The sequence below is a fragment of the Streptomyces sp. NPDC005266 genome (assembly GCF_040607655.1).
Lineage (GTDB): Bacteria > Actinomycetota > Actinomycetes > Streptomycetales > Streptomycetaceae > Streptomyces.
Window position 1 is genome coordinate 71643 of the sequence record NZ_JBEXHC010000019.1, and the last position, 20682, is coordinate 92324.

The following is a 20682-nucleotide window of genomic DNA, read 5'->3' on the forward strand; positions in this document are numbered from 1 at the left end:
CGTTGTACACCGTCTGAGTGGTCAGCTCTGCTCGGCGGCCGGGGCCTCGGTGAGCTTCTCGGCCTCGGCGGCCGGGGCCTCGGCGGGCTTCTCGGCCTCAGCAGCCGGGGCCTCGGCGGGCTTCTCGGCCTCAGCAGCCGGGGCCTCGGCGGGCTTCTCCGCGGCGGCCTCGGCCGGCTTGGCCTCGGACTCGTCGGCCTTCTTCTCACCCTCGAGCAGGTCGCGCTCCCACTCGGCGAGCGGCTCGCCGGCGGCCTTGTCGGCCTTCTCGTCGCCGGTGGCGACGCCGGAGCGGGCGATGAGGCCCTCGGCGACGGCGTCGGCGATCACGCGGGTGAGCAGGGTGACGGAGCGGATCGCGTCATCGTTGCCGGGGATCTTGTAGTCGACCTCGTCCGGGTCGCAGTTGGTGTCGAGGATCGCGACAACCGGGATGCGGAGCTTGCGCGCCTCACCGACGGCGATGTGCTCCTTCTTGGTGTCCACGATCCATACGGCGCTCGGCACCTTCTGCATCTCGCGGATACCGCCGAGGGTCTTCTCCAGCTTGGCCTTCTCACGGGAGAGGACCAGGAGCTCCTTCTTGGTGAGGCCGGAGGCGGCCACATCCTCGAAGTCGATCTGCTCGAGCTCCTTCAGGCGCTGGAGGCGCTTGTAGACGGTCGAGAAGTTGGTGAGCATGCCGCCCAGCCAGCGCTGGTTGACGTACGGCATGCCGACGCGGGTCGCCTGCTCGGCGATGGCCTCCTGCGCCTGCTTCTTGGTACCGACGAACATGATGGAGCCGCCGTGGGCGACGGTCTCCTTGACGAACTCGTAGGCGCGGTCGATGTACGACAGCGACTGGAGCAGGTCGATGATGTAGATGCCGTTGCGCTCGGTGAAGATGAAGCGCTTCATCTTCGGGTTCCAGCGGCGGGTCTGGTGCCCGAAGTGGACGCCGCTCTCCAGCAGCTCCCGCATCGTGACGACGGCCATGGCCGTACTCCTTGAAGTACTCGGTTTCGCGGTGACCGGGCGGCCGCCGCGCCTGACGCCCCGGCGCGCCTGCCACGAACGGGTGCCCTTGAGGGGCTCGTCCGAGGACCGAGGGGCGCGGCCACCGTGCTGTCCGATGAGCCATCGGGCGTCGGTGGCGGGGCGTGCGAAGTCGATCCGGTGACCCGGATCGCCATAAGAAGTGTACGGGACCGGTGCGGTGCCGGGTGACGGCGATATCCACAACCCGTGAGTAGTACCCAGATCCCGTCCATGATCCACCTGAATCGGCGTACCGGGCCACGGTGGACCTCATGCGATGGCTTCTGGTGTGGTGGGCGCTTGCCCTGTGCGTGTCGACGGTACCGGCCCTGGTGGCCGGCCCGGCCCCGGCTGTGGCGGCCCCGGCCCCGGGTTCGGGTTCGGGTTCGGGTTCGGGTTCGGCCTCGGGCCCGGCTTCGGCCGGTGCCCGTGCCTGGCCGGTGGACGGTGCGCCGGGCGCGGCGCGGCCGGCCGTGCTGAGGAGGTGGCAGCCGCCACCCGTGCCCTGGGCGGCGGGGCATCGCGGGGTCGATCTGGCGGCGCGCCCGGGAGGGCGGGTGCGGGCGGCGGCCGCGGGGCGGGTGAGCTTCGCGGGAGCGGTCGCCGGCCGTGGGGTGCTGGTCATCGAGGTGTCCGGAAGCGGGGAGCCGGCACTGCGGACCACCTATGAGCCGGTGCGCGCGACGGTGGCCAAGGGGGATCGGGTGACCGCCGGGCAGGTGGTGGGCGTGGTGCAGCCGGGCCCCTTCCACTGTTCGGACGGCTGTCTGCACTGGGGGCTGCGCCGCGCGGACCGCTATCTCGACCCTCTGTCGCTGCTGCCGCCGTCGATGCTCCGGGGCGGCCCCTCCCGGCTGCTGCCGGTACTCGGCGTCCCCGACGCTCCCACCGCCGCGGCGGTGATCGCTCCCGCCGGATGGACAGAACTGGCTCCGGCCGCGGCACTGGCGACCGCCTCCGCCTGGGCCCGGGCCCGGTTGCGCCACGGGCACGGGCCGGGCCGGGGCCCGCAGGCAGGGCAGCGCGCGCAGGGCCGGGCTGGCCAGGGGCACAGCAGGACGGAGCGGGCCGGGCCGGGGCCCGGGGGCCTCAGCCGCGTACGCCGCGCAGGGCCATGGCGACGGCCGCCTCGGTGATCCGCGGCCGGGCCGGGGCCCCGGGGCCTCAGCCGCGTACGCCGCGCAGGGCCATGACGACGGCCGCCTCGGTGATCCGCTCGGGGGCCTCGGCCGCGCCGAGCTCGATGCGCCGGACGGCCGCGTCCACGACGCCCTGCAGCAGTACGGCCGCCAGCCGGGGCTGCTCATGTCCGAGGGCGCCGAGGGCCTCGACCACCATGGCGATCAGCCCTCCGTGCGCGGCCCGGATCTTCTCCCGCGCGCCGGCGTCCAGCTCACCGGCGGAAATCGCCACCACCGCCCGGTGGCGGCGGTCGCCGACGAGCGCCAGCTGCCGACGCACATACGCCTCGACCTTCGCCTCGGGCGAGTCGGCCCACGCCATGGCGGCCTCGACCTCGGCGGCCCAGACCGGGAAGTCGACCGCGCACAGCTCCTCGACCACGGCGGCGCGGGAGCGGAAGTACTCATAGACGGAGGACCTGGCGAGGCCCGTGCGCTCGGCGAGGGCGGGGAAGGTCAACGCCTCCGTACCACCCTCGGACAGCAGGGACCGGGCGGCCTCCAGCAGGGCGCCGCGCTGCATCGTCCGGTGCTCGGCCACTGAGGCCGCTCGAATCCTGGGCACCCGACCACTTTACGAAAGAGGCCATCGCCGAGGCGATGCTGGAGGGACGATTCAGCGTCCGACGTCGGCGAGTTTCGCCCGCAACTGAAGCACCGACTTGGTGTGGATCTGGCTGACCCGGCTCTCGGTGACACCGAGGACCTGGCCGATCTCGGCGAGGGTGAGCCCCTCGTAGTAGTAGAGGGTGACCACGGTCTTCTCGCGCTCCGGAAGGGTGTTGATGGCACGGGCGAGCAGCCGGCGCAGCTCCCGGTCCTCGGCAACCTCGACGGGATTGTCAGCGGCGGTGTCCTCAAGGGTGTCCATGAGGCTGAGCCGGTCGCCGCCCTCACCGCCGACGTGCAGCAGCTCCTCCAGGGCGACCACATTGGCGAGCGACAACTGGCTGAAAACCCCGTGCAGTTCATCGAGGCCGATGTCCATCTCGGCGGCCACCTCGGGCTCCGAGGGGGTACGGCGCAGCCGCGCCTCCAGCGTGGCGTACGCCCGCTCGACCGCGCGGGCCTTCTGACGGACCGATCGCGGGATCCAGTCCAGCGCCCGCAGCTCGTCGATCATCGCACCGCGGATCCGGGTGATGGCGTAGGTCTCGAACTTGATGGCGCGCTCGGGGTCGAACTTCTCGATGGCGTCGATGAGTCCGAAGACCCCGGAGGAGACGAAGTCCGCCTGCTCGACATTGGACGGCAGCCCGACGCTGACCCGCCCGGCCACATATTTCACCAGCGGTGAGTAATGCAGGATCAGCTGCTCTCGCAGCCGACCGTCGCCCGTGGATTTGTACGACCGCCACAGCTCGTCGAGGGATGAGGGTGCTGCGGGGCGCACCGCGCCGCGGGCAGCGGGCGGCGCCGCGCGGTCAGACCCGGAGATGTGCTGGGGCATTCGTCGCCTTGAGCCGTTCTGCCATGACATGGGTGAGGACGTGCGCTTCCGCCGGAAACCCTGTGAGCGTAGCGTGACTACGGCATCGCGGTATGCGAAGGGCGTCGGCTCGGCGGTGTGCGGATACGGTCATCGCCTCAACCCTTTCACCCGATTGCCCCGATTCGGGGGATCGCCTCGCCGTGCGCCGCTGTTCCGGCGCCCGGAGGGGACCAACTCCCAGCGATCGCCATGACGTTCGACGAAACCCAGGGCGAGCAGTTCATAGAGTCGGCCCAGGGTCGCCTCGCAGCTCGTCCCGGAGTCCCGGGCCACGTCTCGCACGTTGTTGCCGCCCCGTGCCGACAACGCTTCGAGCACCCCTGCCGTCACGGGATCGAGCAGGTCCCGCTCGACCAGCGGCCCCCGCCGCTCGGGAGCCAGCTCCCCGATGCCGCCGACCAGCTCGGCCACTTCGTCGGCGTCGGTGACCAGGACGGCCTCCCCGCGCAGCAGTTCATGCACCCCGGCGGAGAGCCCGCTGGTCACCGGACCGGGCACCCCCATGGTGAACCGGCCCAGCCGCAGTGCCCGGCGCGCGGTGACCAGCGATCCGCTGCGGTATTGGGCCTCGACCACGACCGTGCCACGGGTGAGCGCGGCGTTCTCTGGGGGTTCACTGGGCATGGTGTGACGTCGCACTGCCCCCCTCGTTGGGCAGGCCGCGGCGATTCTCAGGGGGTGCAGCTCTGCGGTGGATCGTTGCGATCTACTAGTGGAGGGGTACCATGCGCGCATTCCGCGTACAGCTGCCGTCCGGCATCCAGTACTGGACTGTGGTGGACGACGAGCTGAGGGTCTTCGAGCCCGCCGACCGCTTCCTTCGGGAGCTACGTCTGGCGCAAGGCCGAGCGGAGTCAACGACGAAGGCGTACGCCCACGCTCTCGTCCTGTTCCTTCTGTGGTGCACCAGCACAGGCCGCGACTGGCGAACTGCCGCTCAGAACATGGGACTTCTCATGCTCTGGCTGAGATGGACGCCAGGACGCGGTGGCCAGCACCGGGTCGTGGTGCCCGGCCCCGGCTCGAAGCCGGTACGCGAAGACCGCCGGATCAACAAGGTGCTGACTGCGATCCGGATGTTCCTGATCCACGCGGTCAACAACAAGGAGGCGCCGCCCTGGGTCCTCGGCCAGATCTACGAGCTGGGTGACACGCTGGATCTGCCGATGGCAGCCCAGGGCGAGAGCGGAGGGATGCAGGTCCGGCTGCGGGCCCGGCACCGGCTCCAGGAGCCGGAAACCGACGTCGACCGGGCCAGCGACGAGGAGGTCGTCGCGATGTTCCTCGCCTGCCGGTCGGCCAGGGACCGGCTGACCCTGCTGCTGCTCTCCCGCGTCGGCCTCCGGCCGGGGCAGACCGCAGGGCTGCGCCGGAGCGACCCGCACCTGATGACGGACTGCCGAGCTCTGGGCTGCGACGTCGAAGGACCTCACCTGCACGTCATCCGGCGGCAGAACGAGAACAACGCCTGGTCGAAGTCGAAGAAGTCGTGGGTCATGCCTGTCGACTTCCTGGTGGTGCAGGCCTGCGACCAGTACGCGCTCGAACGGCACGAGATTCTCGGTGACGGCGGCAGCGACTTCCTGCTCGTCAACCTCTTCCGCCCGCCCTACGGGGCGCCGATCACCACGGACGCGATCGGCGAACTCTGCGAGGCCCTCTCCCGCAGGGCCGGCCTCGACCGCGTGGTCACCCCGCGGATGTGCCGGCACGCGATGGCCAGCAACGTCGTCGACGCCGGCGGCAAGCTCGACGAGGTCCAGGCCTTGCTCGGTCAGAAGCATCCGTCCTCGCCCCAGCCCTATCTGCATCCGCAGGCGACACGACTGCGGGAAGCCGTCGATCGGGTCCCCTCGCCACGCCTCCTCAGCTCGACCGGACAGGAACCACGATGACCGCCCTGCTGCTCCCGGCCGAGACGAACCCGCCGGAAGAAGACCTGACCAAAGAGCTGACAGCCGCTGTTGAACCCGGCTTCCTCCAGCTCATGCAGTGGGACGACTCCGTCCGCGTGCTCACCTTCCCCGTCGATCATCCCCTACTCGGCGGACAGCGGTGCCTCGTCATTCGCTGCAATCAGCTCGTCACCAGCAAGACCGCCCAAGGGCTCTGCCGCAGCTGCGCCCGCCGGATGTCGCTGAAAGACCAGACACTCGAAGAGTTCCTTGGTGACGTGAAGACGTGGCGATCCATCGGAGCCACACCCTGCCAGGTCGAGGGATGCGGCCGGGATCGGAAGACCTACCGGACGGCTTTGTGCAACACCCACGCCTACCAGCAGCAGAAGATGTTCCGCCTCCCGCTGGAGGAGTTCCTGCGGCACCCTGACGTCCAGCCGCTGCCGTCCTTCGGCCCCTGCCTGGCGGCCTCATGCCCCAGGGATCGGGATGGCACCGCTCACGGCTACTGCAAGGCACACCAGCAGCGTCGCCTCGACGAGCTTCGGAAGGGAAGCACCGTCGACGAGGAGACGTGGCGGCTGACCACTGCGGCGATCTCTCAGTCGGGAATGGTGAGCCTGCGTGGGCTGCACGACCACGTCGTCGCCGAGGTCCTCTACGGCATGCAGCAGTGCTACAAGGCCAGCATCCGGCAGCGGGACTACCTCATGAGGCCGCTCTGCGACATCGCTCGCGCCCGGCAGGTCGGCTCTCTCACCGAACTGGACCAGGCCACCCTGCCCCACAGTTCTGCCCGGTGGGCGAGGAACTTCCTCAAGCACGCCGAACTCCTGTGGCTCTCACCCGAGACCGAGCGGCACAAGGACATCTGGAAGGCAGTGGCCTTTGGCCTGCCCGGGGGACACATCCGCTTCGACAAGGTCCATCAGCCCTGGCTTCGCCAGGCACTCCAAGACTGGGCTGCCGAGGACATCCCGCGACGCCGGGGCGGCTACAGCACCTGCAGTGCCGTTCAGGATCGGATCAACTCGATCGTCTACATGTCGGAGAGTCTGCGGATCAACCGGGCCGACCACGGCATGAACGTGCGTCTCGTGGGTCGCGACGACATCGTCACCCTGCTGACCCGGCTGCTGTTCCTGCAGGAACAGGGCGAGATCAGCCCCAAGCGCCGGGGCAAGATCATCCGAAACATGCGCCGCCTCCTGAACAACATGCGTTCCCTGGGCCTGACCCGGCCAGAGCGGCCCCTCCATGGGCTCGCCGACGACTTCGCCATCCGCGCGGAGGACCTCCCCGACGACCCAGAGGACGAAGAAGCAGGCAAAGACCTGCCAACCGAGGTGATGCGCCAGCTCTGCGAGCACCTCGGCGTGCTCGGCGCCGGAGACACACCGGAAGCCCGCACCATCACCGAGCTGGTCATGGACACCGGGCGCCGCCCCGACGAAGCCTGCCGTCTGGCCTACGACTGTCTTGAGCAGGACAACAACGGCAACCCCGTCCTGGTCTATGACAACCACAAGGCGTTCAGGCTCGGCAGGCGGCTGCCGATCAGCAAGGCCACGGCCTCGCTGATCACCGGCCAGCAGACCCGCACCCGGGCCAGGTTCCCCAACACCCCGGTGAAGGACCTCAGCCTGTTCCCGTCACGGATGACCAACCCCGACGGTTCAAAGCCGATCAGCGTCGGCTGGGTCACCACCGTCCACCGGAACTGGGTGGACTCCCTGCCCGACCTGATCGTCCCCATCGTGGTTGAGGAGAACGGCGAGCGCGTCACCAAGATGCTGCCGTTCGACAAGTCCAAGATCTTCCTCTATGCCTACCGCCACACCTACGCCCAGCGACACGCCGACGCGGACGTCCGGCCCGATGCCCTCCAAGCCCTTATGGACCATCGCCAACTCAGCACTACTCAGCGTTACTACCGGGTCAGCGAGCAACGCAAGCGTGAAGCCGTCGAGCGGGTCTCGGCGATGCAGTTCGACAGGCACGGCAACCGCATCTGGCGGAAGGCCAAGGAGCTACTGGACGACGAGTACGCCCGCCGAGCCGTCGGCGAGGTCCAAGCCCCCTACGGGGTCTGCGTCGAACCCTCGAATGTCGCGGCCGGCGGGCACGCCTGCCCGGCCCGCTTCCGCTGCGTCGGCTGTGATCACTTCCGCACCGATGCCTCCTACCTCCCCGATCTGGAGGCATATCTCGCCGATCTCCTGCGCAACCGAGAACGCCTGGTCGCGTTCACGACCGTCGACGACTGGGCAAGAACCGAGGCCACACCGTCCGACGAAGAGATCACCCGGATCCGCCGCCTCATCCGACGCGTTCAGGAAGACCTCGACGCCCTCACCGATGAAGACCGCGCACAAATCGAGGAAGCCACCGCTCTGCTCCGCCGCAGCCGACGGCAGATCGTCTCCCTCGGAATGCCTCGCATCGCACCGCCCATGCCCGACTACCGCCCTGGCAGGACAGCATGACCAGCATGATCGATGGGCGCCGGGCGGACTCGTCCCGCCGCCGTGAGCGCGTCCTCAACGCCCTCGACGCGATGCTGCGAAGCGACGTCGACATCACCGTCTCGGCTCTCGCACGCGCGGCACGAGTGGATCGAACCTTCCTCTATCGACACCGTGACCTGCTAGAGCGCGTCCACGCAGCCGCAGCCGTTCCTCCAGAAGGAGGACGGATCGCCGCAGTCAGCCGGGCGTCACTGCAAGCCGATCTCTCCAACGCCCTGGCGCGCAACACGCGCCTGACGGCGCGTGTCCGGCAGCTGGAAAAGCGACTGTCCGAGAACCTTGGGGAACGTGTCTGGGCTGAGTCCGGCCTCGGAGCACCAGTCGACGTCGATCAGCTGCAGCAACGCATCGCCATGCTCGAGCAGCACCTCGCCGACAAACAGCGCGAACTCGACGAACGGACCGAGGAACTCGAAGCCGCGCGCGCCGCCAACCGGGAACTGACACGAGCCCTCAACCACAGCCCCGTCGGTCCCGCGGGCAGAACCTGAACTCACCCGATCCAGCGATGGCACAACACCTGTTGCAGTGAATAGGCTCAGTGACACCACCGTTGAGCTGCATCAATGTGAGCTTCTCGCCATTGCAACAGGTCGAACCCCCAGAGAATTGTTGATGACCCGGTTGCGGAGCACGAAGCGGCTGCGCGAGGGGTGCGCGCCGGGCGGCAACTCGGCCAGCACCAGGCCCTGTTCCGCGATGCGCTCGATCAACTCGGTGTGCCCCCGCGGATAGGGGACGTCCGCCCCGGAGGCGAGCACGGCGACGGTGGCCCCGCCCGCGGCGAGCGCCCCGCGGTGGGCCGCGCCGTCCACCCCGTGAGTTCTTCCGCCAGTGCGGATCGGAGCGCTTGGAGCTTGCTCTCCGCACGATCACAGGTCAGAGGGCTAGACGTGCAACTAGATGGGCAACAGGACTGTTGCTCTCGCCATAACCGCAGGTGTGGGTGATAAGTACCTGTAGCAGGCCAACGCTATAGACACCCGCTGGTGATGCAGGCGGTGCCAAGGAAGGCTAGGCTTGGAACTGTCTCCGGGAACGCTCCGCCACCTGTCACTGCAGATAGCCGAGGGAGCCGATGACGATGAGCGAGATGAACGAAGCCGCAAAGAAGGTGGACGAGCGGCTAACCCCCATCGTCAGAGAGATCGGCGAATATGAGTCCGGTCGCAAGAAGTGCGATAAGCCGACACTCCTGCGCAACTTGCTCCGCCTGCGAAGGCAGGAACTCGAAACTATGCGCGACCTTCAGCGTGCTGACCCGTCCTTCAGGCCAGACCGCATGACAGAAGGCATCTCGAACATTGAACGTGAAATCAATGACCTCGAACATTCATGGGGTCTCTCAAGGTAGCGGTTGGCGCCGCCGTGGCAGTGTCCTGACCTTGGCAGCGTCGTCATCACGTCCCGAGAGGGCGGCGTATTCGAGCGCGAGTTGGTTGAGGGCCGCCGCGTAAATCTCCAGGCGGCTTTCCAGCTGGCGGCAGTACTGGCGGAGCTCAGCGTTCTGCTGTTTCAGGTCCTTGTAGGCGTCGGCGGACTGCACGGCCGCTGTCCGCTTGGCCTCCGCATATGCGGCCTCGGCCTGGAACCGGTCCTTGAGATCGGTGTGCTGGTGGGTGAGGTGCCAGCGTTTGACGTCGGCTTCGATCGCCAACTGGGTGACGTTCAAGCGCCCGTTGGACCGGTGCGGGGTGCCGACGAGAAGACGGTTGATGGCGGCGATGATGTCGCGACGGACCGGGTCTTGCTCGTCGTCGAGTGGGAGGACGGTCATTCTTGGGCTCCGCGCTGATGCTCTTCGATGATCGCGCGGAGCCGTTCCAGTTCGTGCTGCTCGCGCGCGTGACGAATCGGTGGGGCGAGGGGGTCGGCGACGATCTCAGTGAGCTCGTCCACGCGTTCTTGGATGACCGTGATGTCACGGTCGGTGCGGGCGAGACACTGGCAGCGGGGCCTGCAGTCGTCGATGTCGGGGGTGATCATCGGGTCATCCGCCGAGCCTCTGAGCTGGCAGGCCGCAGTGGCGGGATTGAGGACGCAGGTCATGCCCTCGCCGTGGTGGATCTGCAGCAGCGGGTTGCCGAGAACGTCGCGGGCATGACGTTCGCTGTTGATGACGCGGCCGGCGAACTCGCGGCTGGCTGCCTGGACGCGGTAGCGGTAGGCGTCGGCAGCGGGCCCGCTGACGTGCTCGCCTGCGAGGAGTCGTTGTTCGTCCTCGGCGATGCCTTCCATGCGGAAGAGCCAGTCCTCGAACGCGTAGTCGTCGAGGAATCCGGCCTCGTAGGAGCCCGCGTAGCCCTGGAGCATGCGGGTGTAGGTATGTCCGTACTGAATCGACGCGGCGATCAGGCCGCGGGGCTTGCGCCGGATGAACCAGGCCAGCGTGCGACGGAAACGGCTGGGGGCGATTCCTCCGGCAGGGTCCGCCGGGATGCTGTCCCTGCGGCCCATCTGCTGGCAGCGTTCGTTGACCCAGGTGGCGAACTTGGCCAGGTCCTCGGCAATGAGCCGGTCCGAGCGGGCCTCACCACGGCGTTTGGGTTCCTTGCCGGGGGTTTGCTTGATCGGTTTGAGCCGGTTCGGGAAGAGCAGGTGGCTCTCGTGCAGTCGCTCCAGGATCGCGACCGCCTGGGCGACGAGTTCGATGACCACCCAGGGGTCCTCGCGGACGGTTCCTTCCGGGATCTTGTTGCCGTCCTCGTCCTCGGCGCCCTTGAAGTAGAGCCCCTCCATCAACCACAGGCCCGTGGTCTCGTCGAGGCTGACGCAGCCCCGCCGTAGGTTGAGGACCTCTCCGACGCGGGCGCCAGAGAGGTAGGCGACGATGACGAAGCAGGCCGTACTCAGTAACCGGGCCAGCTGCGGGGCCTTGTCGAACGGAATCCGGGGGTGCCAAGGCTGTCCGTCCAGCTTCGCGCTGACTGGTGTGTCGAGGTAGATGTCCTCGCTGATGGGCAGACCGCACTCCATGATCATGCGGCCGGATGTTGTGAGATAGATCGAGTTCGCGCAGTTCAGCTGGGACGCGATGTGGCGCCAAGCAATCTCCGGGGTTCCATCGTCCCGGCGGGTGCCAGGCAGGCTGTCGCCGCGGCCGCGGAGCCGGTCGAGGTAGGCGGCGACGTCGGCCCTCAGCTCCCCGGACTTCCGTCGGCGCCGGTTGCCCCGCATGTGCTCGGGGCGCCGGGCCAGCAGTGTCCGGTGCTCGTCCCAGGCAGCCAGGATGTCCTCGCTGAAGTCCTCCAGGAAGCGAATGGCCCATCGAAGCAGGGCCTGCATGGTGTGCTCGCCGATCCGCTTCGTGCGGTTCTCCCGGTCACCGCGGGTCCGCTCCAGCAGGTCCTGGGTGTCTTCGCCGTCCCAGGGCGGGGCCTCGGGAAGCCGCAGGCAGAACGGCAGAAGATCGCGCTGGATCCAGAGCCGCCTCACCTCGGTGATGCGTCGGTAACGCTTGTGGATGGCGACGTTGTCAGCATCGAGAGCGTCCAGGTAAGCCCAGAGCAACTCGTGGGTGACCTGGCAGAACTCGATGATCCCTTGGGCCGCGAACCACTTCAGAACATGCTGCAGGGAGCCGTAGAAGAAGATCTCGATCGTGTGGAGGGCCATCCGACCCGTCGTCGAGCGCCGGATCGTGCGGGCCTTCGGATGGTTGATCAACTGCCAGATGTAGTACTTCGCAGCCAGTCGCAGCGGCTCGGGAATGATCTCAAAGTTGAGGCTCTGGGATCGTGCGTGGTCCTCGAAGATCCCGGCGTTGAGGTCCCAGCGGTTGTCGGCGAAGCGTGACAGCCGGGCCGGGTCGGCGTCATTCCTGATCCTGCGGTTCATCAGCACGAGCGTGTCCGGGCCCGGCCAGACGGTGCCCTCCGGGAGCCCTTCAGGGAGCCCTTCAGGCTCGCCGAGCATGATCGGGGCGGGGGATGTCATCGGATGTCGAGCTCTCTGTTCAGCAGGCGGCTGGCGAGCTTGTGCTCGGCCGGCCCGGCAGCTTTGCGGGCGTCCTCAACGGCAGCCTCGTCCGCCTGGTCCAGCAGGTCGGCCAGCTGCGCGTGCGGGCCGGCGAACCGGCCGGCCCACTGCAGCGGGTCCATCTGCTCGCGCCGCTCGGCGAGCCGGTCGTGGACAACGACCTGCAAGGGAAGATGGCGGGGCAGGGCCCTGGCGCACTCGCAGTCCAGGCAGAGCAGGAATGAGGCCCGGCAGGGCTCCCCCGGGTTGTAGTCGCCGCCTGTGTTGTCGGTGCAGGCCCCCAGCACGGTGTCCAGTTCCCCCGCCAGCATCCGCTTGAGCACCGTCGGCTCCAGGCCCAGCTCGGCGGCGGCCTCTTCGAGGTTTTCCCAGGCCTGGGCCACCTGCTTGGCGGTCATCGTGGTGATCTTGGAGCGGGCCCGTGCCTTGGCAACCTCGGCGGTCAGCGTCTCGGCGACGACCGTGCGGTATTCGTTGATATTGCCACGGTTGCGGACCAGGTAGCGGGTCGCGGCGGTCCGCTCGGTGTGGGCGACGGGTTTCTGGTGGAGCTCGATGTAGGTGATCCGCAGCGTCTCAAGCCGCAGCGGCTGCATCGGCAGTGGCCTGCCCTCGTCGTCCGTTTCGTCCGAGGGCAGGTTCCAGGTTCTGCCGAGCTTGCTGATCGGGGCTCCGTTCGTCGCGATCGGGCGCCAGCCCCGGCCGTTGCCGCTGCGGCCGCCGCCGCCGCTGGACATGTAGGCGACCAGGAGCCGGTTGCCGCCGGCGAAGTGCCGGGCCCGTGCCGTCAGGTCGTGGACCAGGACGTAGAGGCCGAAGGGGGTGTGCAGGATGTCCCGGGTGGCCAGTTGGTCAGGCTGTGCCGGGATGCTGATCCAGTCCGGGACCTCCGACAACGCCAGGTCCATGTAGGCCCGGCTCTGACGACGCGGCTTGCGCAGGCCGACGATCGCGGTGCCGGGCCCGACACCGCCGTCGGCTCGATGGTGGGCGGCCGTCATCTTCAAGATCGGCTCCGGGTTCTGGCCGGTCATCACGCCGAATAACACCGCCGCGGCCGCGATCTCCTCCGGCTTGAGATAGAGCCATCCGAAGACGTCCGGGATCTTGCCCTTGGACATCACCCAAGTCTCGGGGGCGTACTGAACCATGCCAGCGGACTTGCGCATCCGGCGGGGGACGTCGCCGACCCGGTCAAGATGGTCAAGGATCTGCAGGCGGCGCCGCAGATGGACATCGCTGCTGACGTCGAGGTCCCCCGCGCGGAACTGCGCCAGCAGCTCGCGGTTGCTGCGGATGCGAGTCTCCGCCGACCGCAACGCTGCTCGTGCAGCCTGCGCGATCCTCTTCAGCTCGGCCCGGCTGTAGCTGTGGGACGGCTCGCTGTCGGGCCTCGACGGCATCACGCCGGCAAGCCGGCCCGCCAGAGCGTCGCTGATGCCCGCCGTCCGAAGCAGCAGCAACCGCACCTCCACCAGCTCGTGTCGGGCGGTCTTGATGCCCTCCGCCTTGCGGTGGCCGTAGAACCCGTCGAAGAGACCGGGGCCGACCTCGGCCGCACTCTGCGGCGCCGTCTCCAGCCCGGTGAGGTAGCGGTCGAACTCCACCAAGGACCGGTAGGACTTGTTGAATGAGTGGTGGGAGGTCAGCCCCGCGTCCGGAGCAGTGCGGGCGACCAGAGCCGCGATCATCGCCTCGCGCAGAGGCTCCGGCATGGCCAACTTCGACACATCGAAGTCGACGCGGTCCTCCCCGTCCTGGCTGTAGCACCGGACAATCCGGCGGCCGTCCTCCGTCGTCATCAGCCCGTGCCGGGTCCTGGTCCCCTTCGGCAGGGCAGCCTTCCGCCCCCGGCTCACTGGGCCACCGCCAGCGGATCGGTGCGGACCCACGGGTGCTCGGCGAACACATCGGCCATGAACGACGCGACCGGGAAGCCGTCGGCATGGGCCAGCAGAGCCTCCACCTCCAGCGTCCGGAAGGGCTCGAGGTAGACGTTCTTGGTCGTCTCCACGCTGCAGTGTCCGAGCATCGTCTGGACCAGGTGCCAGACATCGCCGATCTCCTCACGGAAGTCGCGCTGTTCGTCCTCCGTCAGATGCCCCAGCCGCGAGTACTTGATCAGTTTGCCGACCGCGTACCACCTCAGCGCCATCGAATGCCGCAGCATGTGGGCGGTGCAGCTGAAGTTCTCCAGGCCGAGCGAGGCGATCCGCTCGTTCGCGACGTCGAAGGTGTGCTCCCAGCCCCCGCCGTCGCGCGGCAGACCGTCCTCGTTCAACCACACAGCCACCGGTTCCAAGCCCTGAGCAGTGCGGCGGAACAGCAGCTTGCGGGTCTGCGGCCCGACGTCGTTCCACTCCTCCCGCTGGGAACCACCGTCGGCCGAGGACATGGTCACCGAGTGCATGCCGTGAGTGGCCAGCACGATGCGCCGGTCGACGATCCGCTCATAGCGGCCTGCGGCCTGTGCCCGGCGGACCGCTGCCGCTCTGGCGCCCTCGACGTAGCCCAGCACCCCGCGCAGGGCCGACCTGGGCATCCAGTACTTGTGCCCGTAGCCGCCCTTAGCGCAGGCATCGGCGAGCTCGCAGGTGAAGAAGCCCCTCCGGCGGTCGTAGGCGGGCAGTTCGGGCAGCACCACGCTGGCCCACTCCGAAACGCGCAGGCCGTTGCCGTAAAGGCCGTCGCAGAACGCTCGGTCCCGCTGATCGTTGCGGCCCTTCCACCACGGGTCCGGCCGACCGTGGAGATCGAAGCCCCGGATGCCCAGATCAACCCATCGGGCGTATCCCCCCGGGTCGAGCCATTTGACGTCCGCGTGCCGGACGATGCGCGGCGCCTCCATGTCCGCGAACGGATCGAGGACCCCGAACCGCGCGGCCAACTTGTAGAACTTCTTCAGCCCGGCCAGGTCCCGGACGAAGGTCCCGGTCTCCACGGTGTCCTCGTTCGCGGGATCCGTGAGCCGCCAGAACAGAAACTCGGACGCCACCTCGTCGTCGGCGTCCCACCAGTTCACACCCACCGTGATCAGGTAGTTCAGCCACACCAACAGCGAGTACGAGTAGTCCCGCTGCGTGCGCCAGGCCAACCGCCGCCACTTCGCCGAGCCCAGGCACCAATTCACACGCAGATCAGGCCGGCCATCGGGGCCGACCACGAACCGCTGCCCATCTCGTACATCCGGGTTCCCTGTACGACCAGCGCGGCCGGGCACCTCACCGAGCAACTCGGCCACGGCATCCGCCGTACGACTCGGGACGTGCCTATGAAGCTGCCAACACCGGGCACTCGATTCCAACTCCGCCACATGGGTGACAACGAGCTTCGACAACAACGGTCACTAGATACAGAACACCGGCGGCACCGGAGACCACGACCCAGCCCCGCTCGGCGAGCCCGGCGCCGAGCGTCGCGGCGACATGGGAGCCGTAGTCGCTGCAGGCCCGCGCGCCCACCACGGCGACCGAGCGCAGCGCCCACATCCGCAGGCGGGCCGGGCCACGCACCCATAACCCGACCGGGCGAGCGTCTTTGAGGTCGTCGAGCTGACCCGGCCACTCCAGATCCCCGGGACAGACGAACCGTCCGCCGCACCCGGCGATCATGGCAAGGTCCGCGGCGGGGTCGAGCCGGTCGGCCCGCAGCGCACATCCGGCCATGCGCTGTCCGCTCGCCCCGGGCGGCGGCTTCCCCTCCCCGCACAGCGCCCGCAGCAGCGCCACGGGGCCCAGCTCGCGCAGCCACCGCCCCACCGTCTCGTCGCCGGGCTCCACGAGCCGGGTGAGCGCCGCGCGGGCCAGACGCTCCTCCTCGCCTACGCCCTGCCCGGCATCCGGCCCCGGGGCCCGGTCCGGGCCCGGCCCCTCGTCCCGCCAGGGGCCCGGGGCGGGCGGCGCGTCGCGGCCGTCGGCCGAAGGACCGGGCATCACCGCTTCCCCGCCCCGACCGGCACCCCGCGGCTGATCCCGGTGCGCAGCTGGAGCGCCTGGGCGATGTCCGCCGCCAGCGGCCGGTCGTGGCCGGCCAGGTCGGCGATGGTCCAGGCAACCCGCAGGATCCGGTCGAGCCCCCGGGCGGTGAGCAGCCCGCGCTCCATGTCGCGCTCGGCTTCGCGCAGCGCGCCGGGGCATGGCTGCCAGCGGGTGCGCAGCTCATGACCGGGCACCTCGCTGTTCAGCCGCCAGGGGGTGCCCTCGAGGCGCGCGGCGGACCGCTCCCGGGCCTCGCGCACCCGGGCCGCGACGGACGCGGTGCTCTCCGCCGTGGAGCACCCTGCGGTGAGCGCGGCCCGGCTGACCGCCTCGACATGGACGCGCAGGTCGACCCGGTCCAGCAGCGGCCCGGAGAGCCGCGCCTGATAGCGGCGGACCATCATGGCCGTGCACTCGCAGCCGTCGCCCAGCATGCCGTGGCGACCGCAGGGACAGGGGTTGGCCGCCATCATCAGCAGGAATCGGGCGGGCATCCGCATCATGCCCGCGGACCGGGCGACCACCACATGCCCCGACTCCAGGGGCTGTCGCAGCGCGTCCAGCGCCTGGCCGCTGAATTCGGGCGCCTCTTCAAAAACAGCACCCCGCGGTGGGCGAGCGAGACCGCGCCGGGTCTCGGCAGGCCGTGGCCCCCGCCGATGAGGGCGGCCATGGTCGCCGAGTGGTGCGGGGCGCAGTAGGGCGGGGTGTCCACCAGGGGCTGCCCCGGCGGCAGGACTCCGGCCACCGAATGCACGGCGGTGACTTCCAGGGCCTCCTGCCGGGTGAGCGGCGGCAGCAGACCGGGCAGCCGCTCGGCGAGCATGGTCTTGCCCGCGCCCGGCGGACCGTTGAGGAACAGATGGTGCCCGCCCGCGGCCGCGACCTCCAGGGCGGTGCGTGCGGCCCGCTGCCCGGCGACCTCGGCCATATCGGGCCCCGCCACCCCGCTGCCGGGCCGGGCGGCCACCCCGGTGCCCATGCCGGCTCCGGGCACGGTGAGACCCGCCAGCATCGGATCGGGCCGTCCCAGCTCCGGCGGCGCCTCCTCCTCGGGCACCGGCTCGTCCGTCAGCACCGCGATCAGCTGCCGCAGACTCCGCACGCCGAGCACCGAAACGCCCGGGACCAAGGATGCCTCTGCGGCCGTCTGCTCCGGGACGACGACCTGCCGGTATCCCGCCTCGGAGGCCGCGAGCACGGCGGGCAGCACCCCGCGCACCGGCCGGACCCGGCCGTCCAGGCCCAGCTCCCCGATCATCATCAGATCGGCGATCTCCCGTGGGTCGACGCGCTCGGCGGCGCCGAGCACCGCACAGGCCACCGCGAGATCGAAGCCGCTGCCGCCCTTGGGGACGGACGCCGGGCTGAGCCCGACCGTGAGCTTCTTCTGCGGCCAGTCCGCTCCGGAGTTGACCACCGCGGCGCGAACCCGGTCCCGGCTCTCCACCAGGCTCTTGTCGGGCAGCCCGACCAGGGTGAAGGCGGCCACCCCGGGCTCCAGATCGGCCTGGACCTCCACCACGACGCCCTCGACTCCGACCAGCGCGACCGAACAGGTGCGGGCGAACCCCATCAGGCCACCCCCCGCACATGCTCGACCACGGGCGCGCCGCGCCGCGGCAGCACCACACCCACCAGGTCGATCCGCACCCCGGCCGACGGTGGGCCGCCGTGCCGCTCCAGCCACCGCTCGGCCAGCCGCCGCAGCCGCTCGGTCTTGACCTGCCGGACGGCCGCCATAGGATGCTCGTACGCACCGTCGCGGCGCGTCTTGACCTCGCACACCACCAGCGCCCCGGCGTCGAGGGCGACGATGTCGATCTCACCCTCGCGGCATCGCCAATTGCGCTCCAGGACGGTCATCCCGGCCTCGGCCAGCCGGCGCACCGCCAGATCCTCGCCGTAGCGGCCCAGCGCTCCTCGGGCGTTCATTCGGCACCACCTCCGGCACCGACTGTGACGCCCCCGCGCCTCGCTGTGGGATCTTGGATGTTTTCTGTGGACGGGCGGTCATCTGTGAATAACTCAGCCACCCGGAAGGTCGAGGTCGCTCTTGTTCAGCTCCTCGATGTTCACGTCCTTGAACGTCAGGACGCGGACCTGCTTCACGAAGCGGGCCGGTCGATACATGTCCCAGACCCAGGCGTCGGCCATCGACACCTCGAAGAAGACCTCACCCTGGACTGAGTGCACCTGCATCTCGTAGTCATTGGTGAGATAGAAGCGGCGCTCGGTCTCGATCACATATTTGAACAGACCGACGACATCGCGGTACTCCCGGTAGAGCTTCAGCTCCATCTCGGTCTCGTACTTCTCGAGGTCCTCGGCGCTCATGGCATGTTCCCCTTCAGCCGTGCGTCCCCCCATTGTGCGTCAGACGCGCTCAGTCTCCAGGATCACCGGTGCACTCGGGGGTCCCTCGACCAGCAGCGTACGCAACAGCTGTGGCAGCCGTGTCGGATACACCGGCTCTGTCACGGTGGCCAGCTCCCGCGCCGTCCACCATCGCAGCCCGGTCACACTGCGCCGCTCCAGTTCCGTCAGCCCGCCGCCGGTGCGCGTCGTGGTCTGTTCCGTGCGGGCCAGGAAGTACCACTCGTCCTGGTCCCAGCGCCGCCCGGCGAACGGGAAGGAGCAGATGCGCCGCCACAGCACCGGGCCGAGCCGCGCGTCGGTGATCCCGGTCTCCTCCGCGAGCTCCCGGAGCGCCGCCTGCTCGCGGCTCTCGTCACCCTCGAGACCGCCCCCGGGGGTGAACCACCACGTCGTCGACGGATCGTCCGGCTCGAAGCCGTGGAGCAGCAGAATCCGGTCCTGTGGATCCAGCAGCACCACCCGGGCGACCTTCCGCAGCGCGGTCTCGGGGATCGCGCCCGCTTTGGCCTCCCGCCCGGCTCCGCCGGTCCCGTCAGCCACGCGCCGCCACCTTCTCCTTCGCCTCGTCCCGCCGCCCGCGGCCGACCCTCCTGCGGCGGGTGAGCGGACCGTAGGCCGCGCCCGCCAGGATGAGCACGGCGCCGGTGACGACCGCTGTCAGGACGAGCCGCAGCGGCCCCGGCCGGGAGACGCCGCCGGGCAGCGCCTCGAACGCCGCGGGGCGCTCCATGATCCCGCCGCCGAGCGGCCACGCGGTGGCGTCCACCCGGGCGGTGACCGCGCCCCGCGGGACGGCGCCATGGCTGCTGTCGGTGAGGTGCACCCGCGAGTCGAGGGAGTCGCTGCGGTGGTCGCCCATGAGGAACAGCCGGCCCTTGGGCACCGTGGTCGAGAACTGGGTCATGGAGGCCGGCTCATGGGCCTGCAGATACGGTTCTTCGAGAACCTTGCCGTCCACGCTCAGCCGGCCCTGCTTGTCGCAGCACACGACCTTGTCGCCGCCGACCCCGACGACCCGCTTGACCATGGGCAGGGCGCCCCAGATCTCGTCCTGGAAGACCACCACATCGCCCCGGCGCACCTCGCCGCCGTCGATCCGCTGGGCGAGCACCCGGTCACCCTTGCCGATCGTCGGGGCCATGGAGTCGGTCGGGACGGTGTACGGCTTGTAGAGCACAGCGCCCCAGGCGAAGCCGCCCAGGAACAGCACACAGCCGATGGCCACCGCCAGCCCGGACAGCACACTGCCCGGCTTGCCACCCGGCGGCTTGCCGTCCCCCACCCCTCGGGCTCCGCTCATTCCAGTGCTCCTGCCGTACGCACAGACGTAGAAGATCAGGTTCCGCGTGCCCGGGGGCACGGGATCGCACCTTACCCGGCGGTATCGAGCCCGTCAGCAGTCCGCCGTCAGTCAGCCGTCCGCCGCACCATGGCGATCGTCCTGCGGCGCCGCCAGAGCACGATCGGCACCGCGCCCGCGAGCCCCACCGCCTGCGGGGCCATCGAGGCCGCGGCGCCCAGCCCCGGCTGGTCGAAGGTGCCCGGCACCGACAAGGTGGCCCACCGGTCGATCGGCCAGGCGACGACGATCGCGCGCCCGACGACATCGTCCACCGAGACCGTGCCGTTGTGCAGGTTCTGGTGGTAGCGGGAGTCCAGCGAGTCCTGACGGTGGTCGCCCATCACCCAGATCCGGCCCTTGGGCACCGTGATCGGGCCGAACGGCTTCTCGTCACAGGGCGTGTTCCCGGGGTAGATGTACGGCTCGTCCAGCGGCTTGCCGTTGACCATGACCTTGCCGCCGCGCTTGCACGAGACCGTGTCCCCACCGACCGCGATGACCCGCTTGATCAGGTCTTTCTCCTCCGCCGACGGCATCAGGCCGACAAAGCTGAGCACCTTCTGGATGCCCTCGGCGATCGGGCCGGAGTCCTTCTGCTGCGTCTCGCCGAGCCAGCCGCCCGGGTCATGGAAGACGACCACCTCGCCGCGCTCCGGCTCGGAGCCGAACCACGGCGTGAGCTTGTCCACCAGCACCCGGTCGCCCCGCTGCAAGGTGTCCTGCATCGAGTCGGACGGGATCGAGAACGCCTGCACCAGGAAGGTCTTGATCAGCAGCGCGAGCAGCAGCGCGATGCCGACAAGGATGGGCAGCTCCTTCCAGAAGGAGCGCACCTTCCGCTGCTTCCGGGCGCCCCGCTGCGCCCCCGGGCCGTCCTCCGGCCCGGA

At 69.4% G+C, this 20682-nt stretch carries 18 protein-coding genes and 3 pseudogenes; 5 read left to right on the plus strand and 16 right to left on the minus strand.

The genetic code is table 11. From position 1 onward, the window contains the following. Positions 1–21: 21 nt before the first annotated feature. Positions 22–978: a 30S ribosomal protein S2 gene (gene rpsB / locus ABZU99_RS27000; protein ID WP_356047082.1), complete on the minus strand. Its 957-nt coding sequence runs from the start codon at positions 976–978 to the stop codon at positions 22–24. A gap of 314 nt (positions 979–1292) precedes the next feature. Between rpsB and ABZU99_RS27005 the strand changes: the two genes are divergently transcribed. After that, positions 1293–2156, plus strand: coding sequence for a M23 family metallopeptidase (locus ABZU99_RS27005; RefSeq protein WP_356047080.1), 864 nt, complete (start codon positions 1293–1295; stop codon positions 2154–2156). Between the two features lie 28 nt (positions 2157–2184). On the opposite strand, the gene ABZU99_RS27010 is transcribed toward ABZU99_RS27005, so the two are convergent. The 3 genes from ABZU99_RS27010 to ABZU99_RS27020 form a co-directional block, all read right to left on the minus strand. After that, complete coding sequence (locus ABZU99_RS27010) at positions 2185–2724, minus strand: helix-turn-helix domain-containing protein (RefSeq protein ID WP_356047138.1); 540 nt, start codon at positions 2722–2724, stop codon at positions 2185–2187. A gap of 93 nt (positions 2725–2817) precedes the next feature. Then, positions 2818–3651, minus strand: a complete 834-nt coding sequence (gene whiG / locus ABZU99_RS27015) for an RNA polymerase sigma factor WhiG (protein ID WP_355948122.1) — start codon at positions 3649–3651, stop codon at positions 2818–2820. A gap of 129 nt (positions 3652–3780) precedes the next feature. After that, positions 3781–4428 (minus strand): DNA-processing protein DprA, encoded by a 648-nt coding sequence (locus tag ABZU99_RS27020; protein ID WP_356047078.1) that lies wholly within the window; start codon positions 4426–4428, stop codon positions 3781–3783. Here ABZU99_RS27020 and ABZU99_RS27025 point away from each other — a divergent pair. Genes ABZU99_RS27025 through ABZU99_RS27035 form a run of 3 tightly spaced genes read left to right on the plus strand, consistent with a single transcriptional unit; the run spans position 4419 to position 8610 of the window. Continuing rightward, positions 4419–5588, plus strand: coding sequence for a tyrosine-type recombinase/integrase (locus tag ABZU99_RS27025; RefSeq protein WP_356047076.1), 1170 nt, complete (start codon positions 4419–4421; stop codon positions 5586–5588). The genes ABZU99_RS27020 and ABZU99_RS27025 overlap by 10 nt on opposite strands. Then, the gene (locus tag ABZU99_RS27030) at positions 5585–8077 is read left to right on the plus strand and encodes a site-specific integrase (protein ID WP_356047074.1); all 2493 of its coding nucleotides are present in this window, start codon (positions 5585–5587) and stop codon (positions 8075–8077) included. The genes ABZU99_RS27025 and ABZU99_RS27030 overlap by 4 nt, the downstream gene beginning before the upstream one ends. Further along, positions 8074–8610 (plus strand): DUF6262 family protein, encoded by a 537-nt coding sequence (locus ABZU99_RS27035; RefSeq protein WP_356047072.1) that lies wholly within the window; start codon positions 8074–8076, stop codon positions 8608–8610. Before ABZU99_RS27030 ends, ABZU99_RS27035 begins: the two co-directional genes overlap by 4 nt. 123 nt (positions 8611–8733) lie before the next feature. On the opposite strand, the pseudogene ABZU99_RS27040 reads toward ABZU99_RS27035, so the two are convergent. Continuing rightward, positions 8734–8940: pseudogene (locus ABZU99_RS27040) on the minus strand (DNA-processing protein DprA); the annotation flags it as partial. A 263-nt stretch (positions 8941–9203) separates the two neighbouring features. On the opposite strand from ABZU99_RS27040, the gene ABZU99_RS27045 reads away from it, so the two are divergent. Then, positions 9204–9473: a hypothetical protein gene (locus ABZU99_RS27045; protein WP_356047070.1), complete on the plus strand. Its 270-nt coding sequence runs from the start codon at positions 9204–9206 to the stop codon at positions 9471–9473. Here the strand turns inward: ABZU99_RS27045 and ABZU99_RS27050 are convergent. The 11 genes and pseudogenes from ABZU99_RS27050 to lepB (ABZU99_RS27100) form a co-directional block, all read right to left on the minus strand. Further along, positions 9465–9896: a hypothetical protein gene (locus tag ABZU99_RS27050; RefSeq protein WP_356047068.1), complete on the minus strand. Its 432-nt coding sequence runs from the start codon at positions 9894–9896 to the stop codon at positions 9465–9467. The two genes, ABZU99_RS27045 and ABZU99_RS27050, sit on opposite strands and share 9 nt — an antisense overlap. Next, complete coding sequence (locus ABZU99_RS27055) at positions 9893–11956, minus strand: hypothetical protein (RefSeq protein WP_356047066.1); 2064 nt, start codon at positions 11954–11956, stop codon at positions 9893–9895. Before ABZU99_RS27055 ends, ABZU99_RS27050 begins: the two co-directional genes overlap by 4 nt. Positions 11957–12051: 95 nt before the next feature. Then, positions 12052–13899 (minus strand): hypothetical protein, encoded by a 1848-nt coding sequence (locus ABZU99_RS27060; RefSeq protein ID WP_356047064.1) that lies wholly within the window; start codon positions 13897–13899, stop codon positions 12052–12054. A gap of 53 nt (positions 13900–13952) precedes the next feature. After that, positions 13953–15227, minus strand: coding sequence for a hypothetical protein (locus tag ABZU99_RS27065; protein WP_356047062.1), 1275 nt, complete (start codon positions 15225–15227; stop codon positions 13953–13955). Positions 15228–15459: 232 nt separating this feature from the next. Then, positions 15460–16029: pseudogene (locus ABZU99_RS27070) on the minus strand (DNA-processing protein DprA); the annotation flags it as partial. Then, positions 16029–17650 (minus strand): annotated as a pseudogene (locus ABZU99_RS27075) (YifB family Mg chelatase-like AAA ATPase). The pseudogenes ABZU99_RS27070 and ABZU99_RS27075, both read right to left, overlap by 1 nt. After that, on the minus strand, positions 17650–18009 hold the full coding sequence (locus tag ABZU99_RS27080; RefSeq protein ID WP_355948114.1) for a YraN family protein: 360 nt from the start codon (positions 18007–18009) through the stop codon (positions 17650–17652). The pseudogene ABZU99_RS27075 and the gene ABZU99_RS27080 overlap by 1 nt, the downstream one beginning before the upstream one ends. Positions 18010–18102: 93 nt before the next feature. Further along, entirely contained in the window at positions 18103–18411 is a 309-nt protein-coding gene (locus tag ABZU99_RS27085; RefSeq protein WP_009714730.1) for a DUF2469 domain-containing protein, read from the minus strand. A gap of 39 nt (positions 18412–18450) precedes the next feature. Beyond that, positions 18451–18945 (minus strand): NUDIX domain-containing protein, encoded by a 495-nt coding sequence (locus ABZU99_RS27090; RefSeq protein WP_355948230.1) that lies wholly within the window; start codon positions 18943–18945, stop codon positions 18451–18453. Positions 18946–18985: 40 nt separating this feature from the next. Beyond that, entirely contained in the window at positions 18986–19753 is a 768-nt protein-coding gene (lepB, locus tag ABZU99_RS27095; protein WP_356047060.1) for a signal peptidase I, read from the minus strand. A 107-nt stretch (positions 19754–19860) separates the two neighbouring features. Next, positions 19861–20628, minus strand: coding sequence for a signal peptidase I (gene lepB / locus ABZU99_RS27100; RefSeq protein ID WP_355948108.1), 768 nt, complete (start codon positions 20626–20628; stop codon positions 19861–19863). Between the last annotated feature and the right edge of the window lie 54 nt (positions 20629–20682).

What these genes read in the sequence shown, in the direction of transcription:
- ABZU99_RS27055 (WP_356047066.1), bottom strand. Translation starts at nt 11,956, where the DNA reads ATGAACCGCAGGATCAGGAATGACGCCGACCCGGCCCGGCTGTCACGC.
- ABZU99_RS27035 (WP_356047072.1), top strand. Translation starts at nt 8,074, where the DNA reads ATGACCAGCATGATCGATGGGCGCCGGGCGGACTCGTCCCGCCGCCGT.
- ABZU99_RS27010 (WP_356047138.1), bottom strand. Translation starts at nt 2,724, where the DNA reads ATGCAGCGCGGCGCCCTGCTGGAGGCCGCCCGGTCCCTGCTGTCCGAG.
- ABZU99_RS27005 (WP_356047080.1), top strand. Translation starts at nt 1,293, where the DNA reads ATGCGATGGCTTCTGGTGTGGTGGGCGCTTGCCCTGTGCGTGTCGACG.
- ABZU99_RS27080 (WP_355948114.1), bottom strand. Translation starts at nt 18,009, where the DNA reads ATGAACGCCCGAGGAGCGCTGGGCCGCTACGGCGAGGATCTGGCGGTG.
- ABZU99_RS27045 (WP_356047070.1), top strand. Translation starts at nt 9,204, where the DNA reads ATGAGCGAGATGAACGAAGCCGCAAAGAAGGTGGACGAGCGGCTAACC.
- ABZU99_RS27020 (WP_356047078.1), bottom strand. Translation starts at nt 4,428, where the DNA reads ATGCGCGCATGGTACCCCTCCACTAGTAGATCGCAACGATCCACCGCA.
- ABZU99_RS27050 (WP_356047068.1), bottom strand. Translation starts at nt 9,896, where the DNA reads ATGACCGTCCTCCCACTCGACGACGAGCAAGACCCGGTCCGTCGCGAC.
- ABZU99_RS27025 (WP_356047076.1), top strand. Translation starts at nt 4,419, where the DNA reads ATGCGCGCATTCCGCGTACAGCTGCCGTCCGGCATCCAGTACTGGACT.
- ABZU99_RS27085 (WP_009714730.1), bottom strand. Translation starts at nt 18,411, where the DNA reads ATGAGCGCCGAGGACCTCGAGAAGTACGAGACCGAGATGGAGCTGAAG.
- lepB (WP_356047060.1), bottom strand. Translation starts at nt 19,753, where the DNA reads ATGAGCGGAGCCCGAGGGGTGGGGGACGGCAAGCCGCCGGGTGGCAAG.
- rpsB (WP_356047082.1), bottom strand. Translation starts at nt 978, where the DNA reads ATGGCCGTCGTCACGATGCGGGAGCTGCTGGAGAGCGGCGTCCACTTC.
- ABZU99_RS27030 (WP_356047074.1), top strand. Translation starts at nt 5,585, where the DNA reads ATGACCGCCCTGCTGCTCCCGGCCGAGACGAACCCGCCGGAAGAAGAC.
- ABZU99_RS27060 (WP_356047064.1), bottom strand. Translation starts at nt 13,899, where the DNA reads ATGACGACGGAGGACGGCCGCCGGATTGTCCGGTGCTACAGCCAGGAC.
- whiG (WP_355948122.1), bottom strand. Translation starts at nt 3,651, where the DNA reads ATGCCCCAGCACATCTCCGGGTCTGACCGCGCGGCGCCGCCCGCTGCC.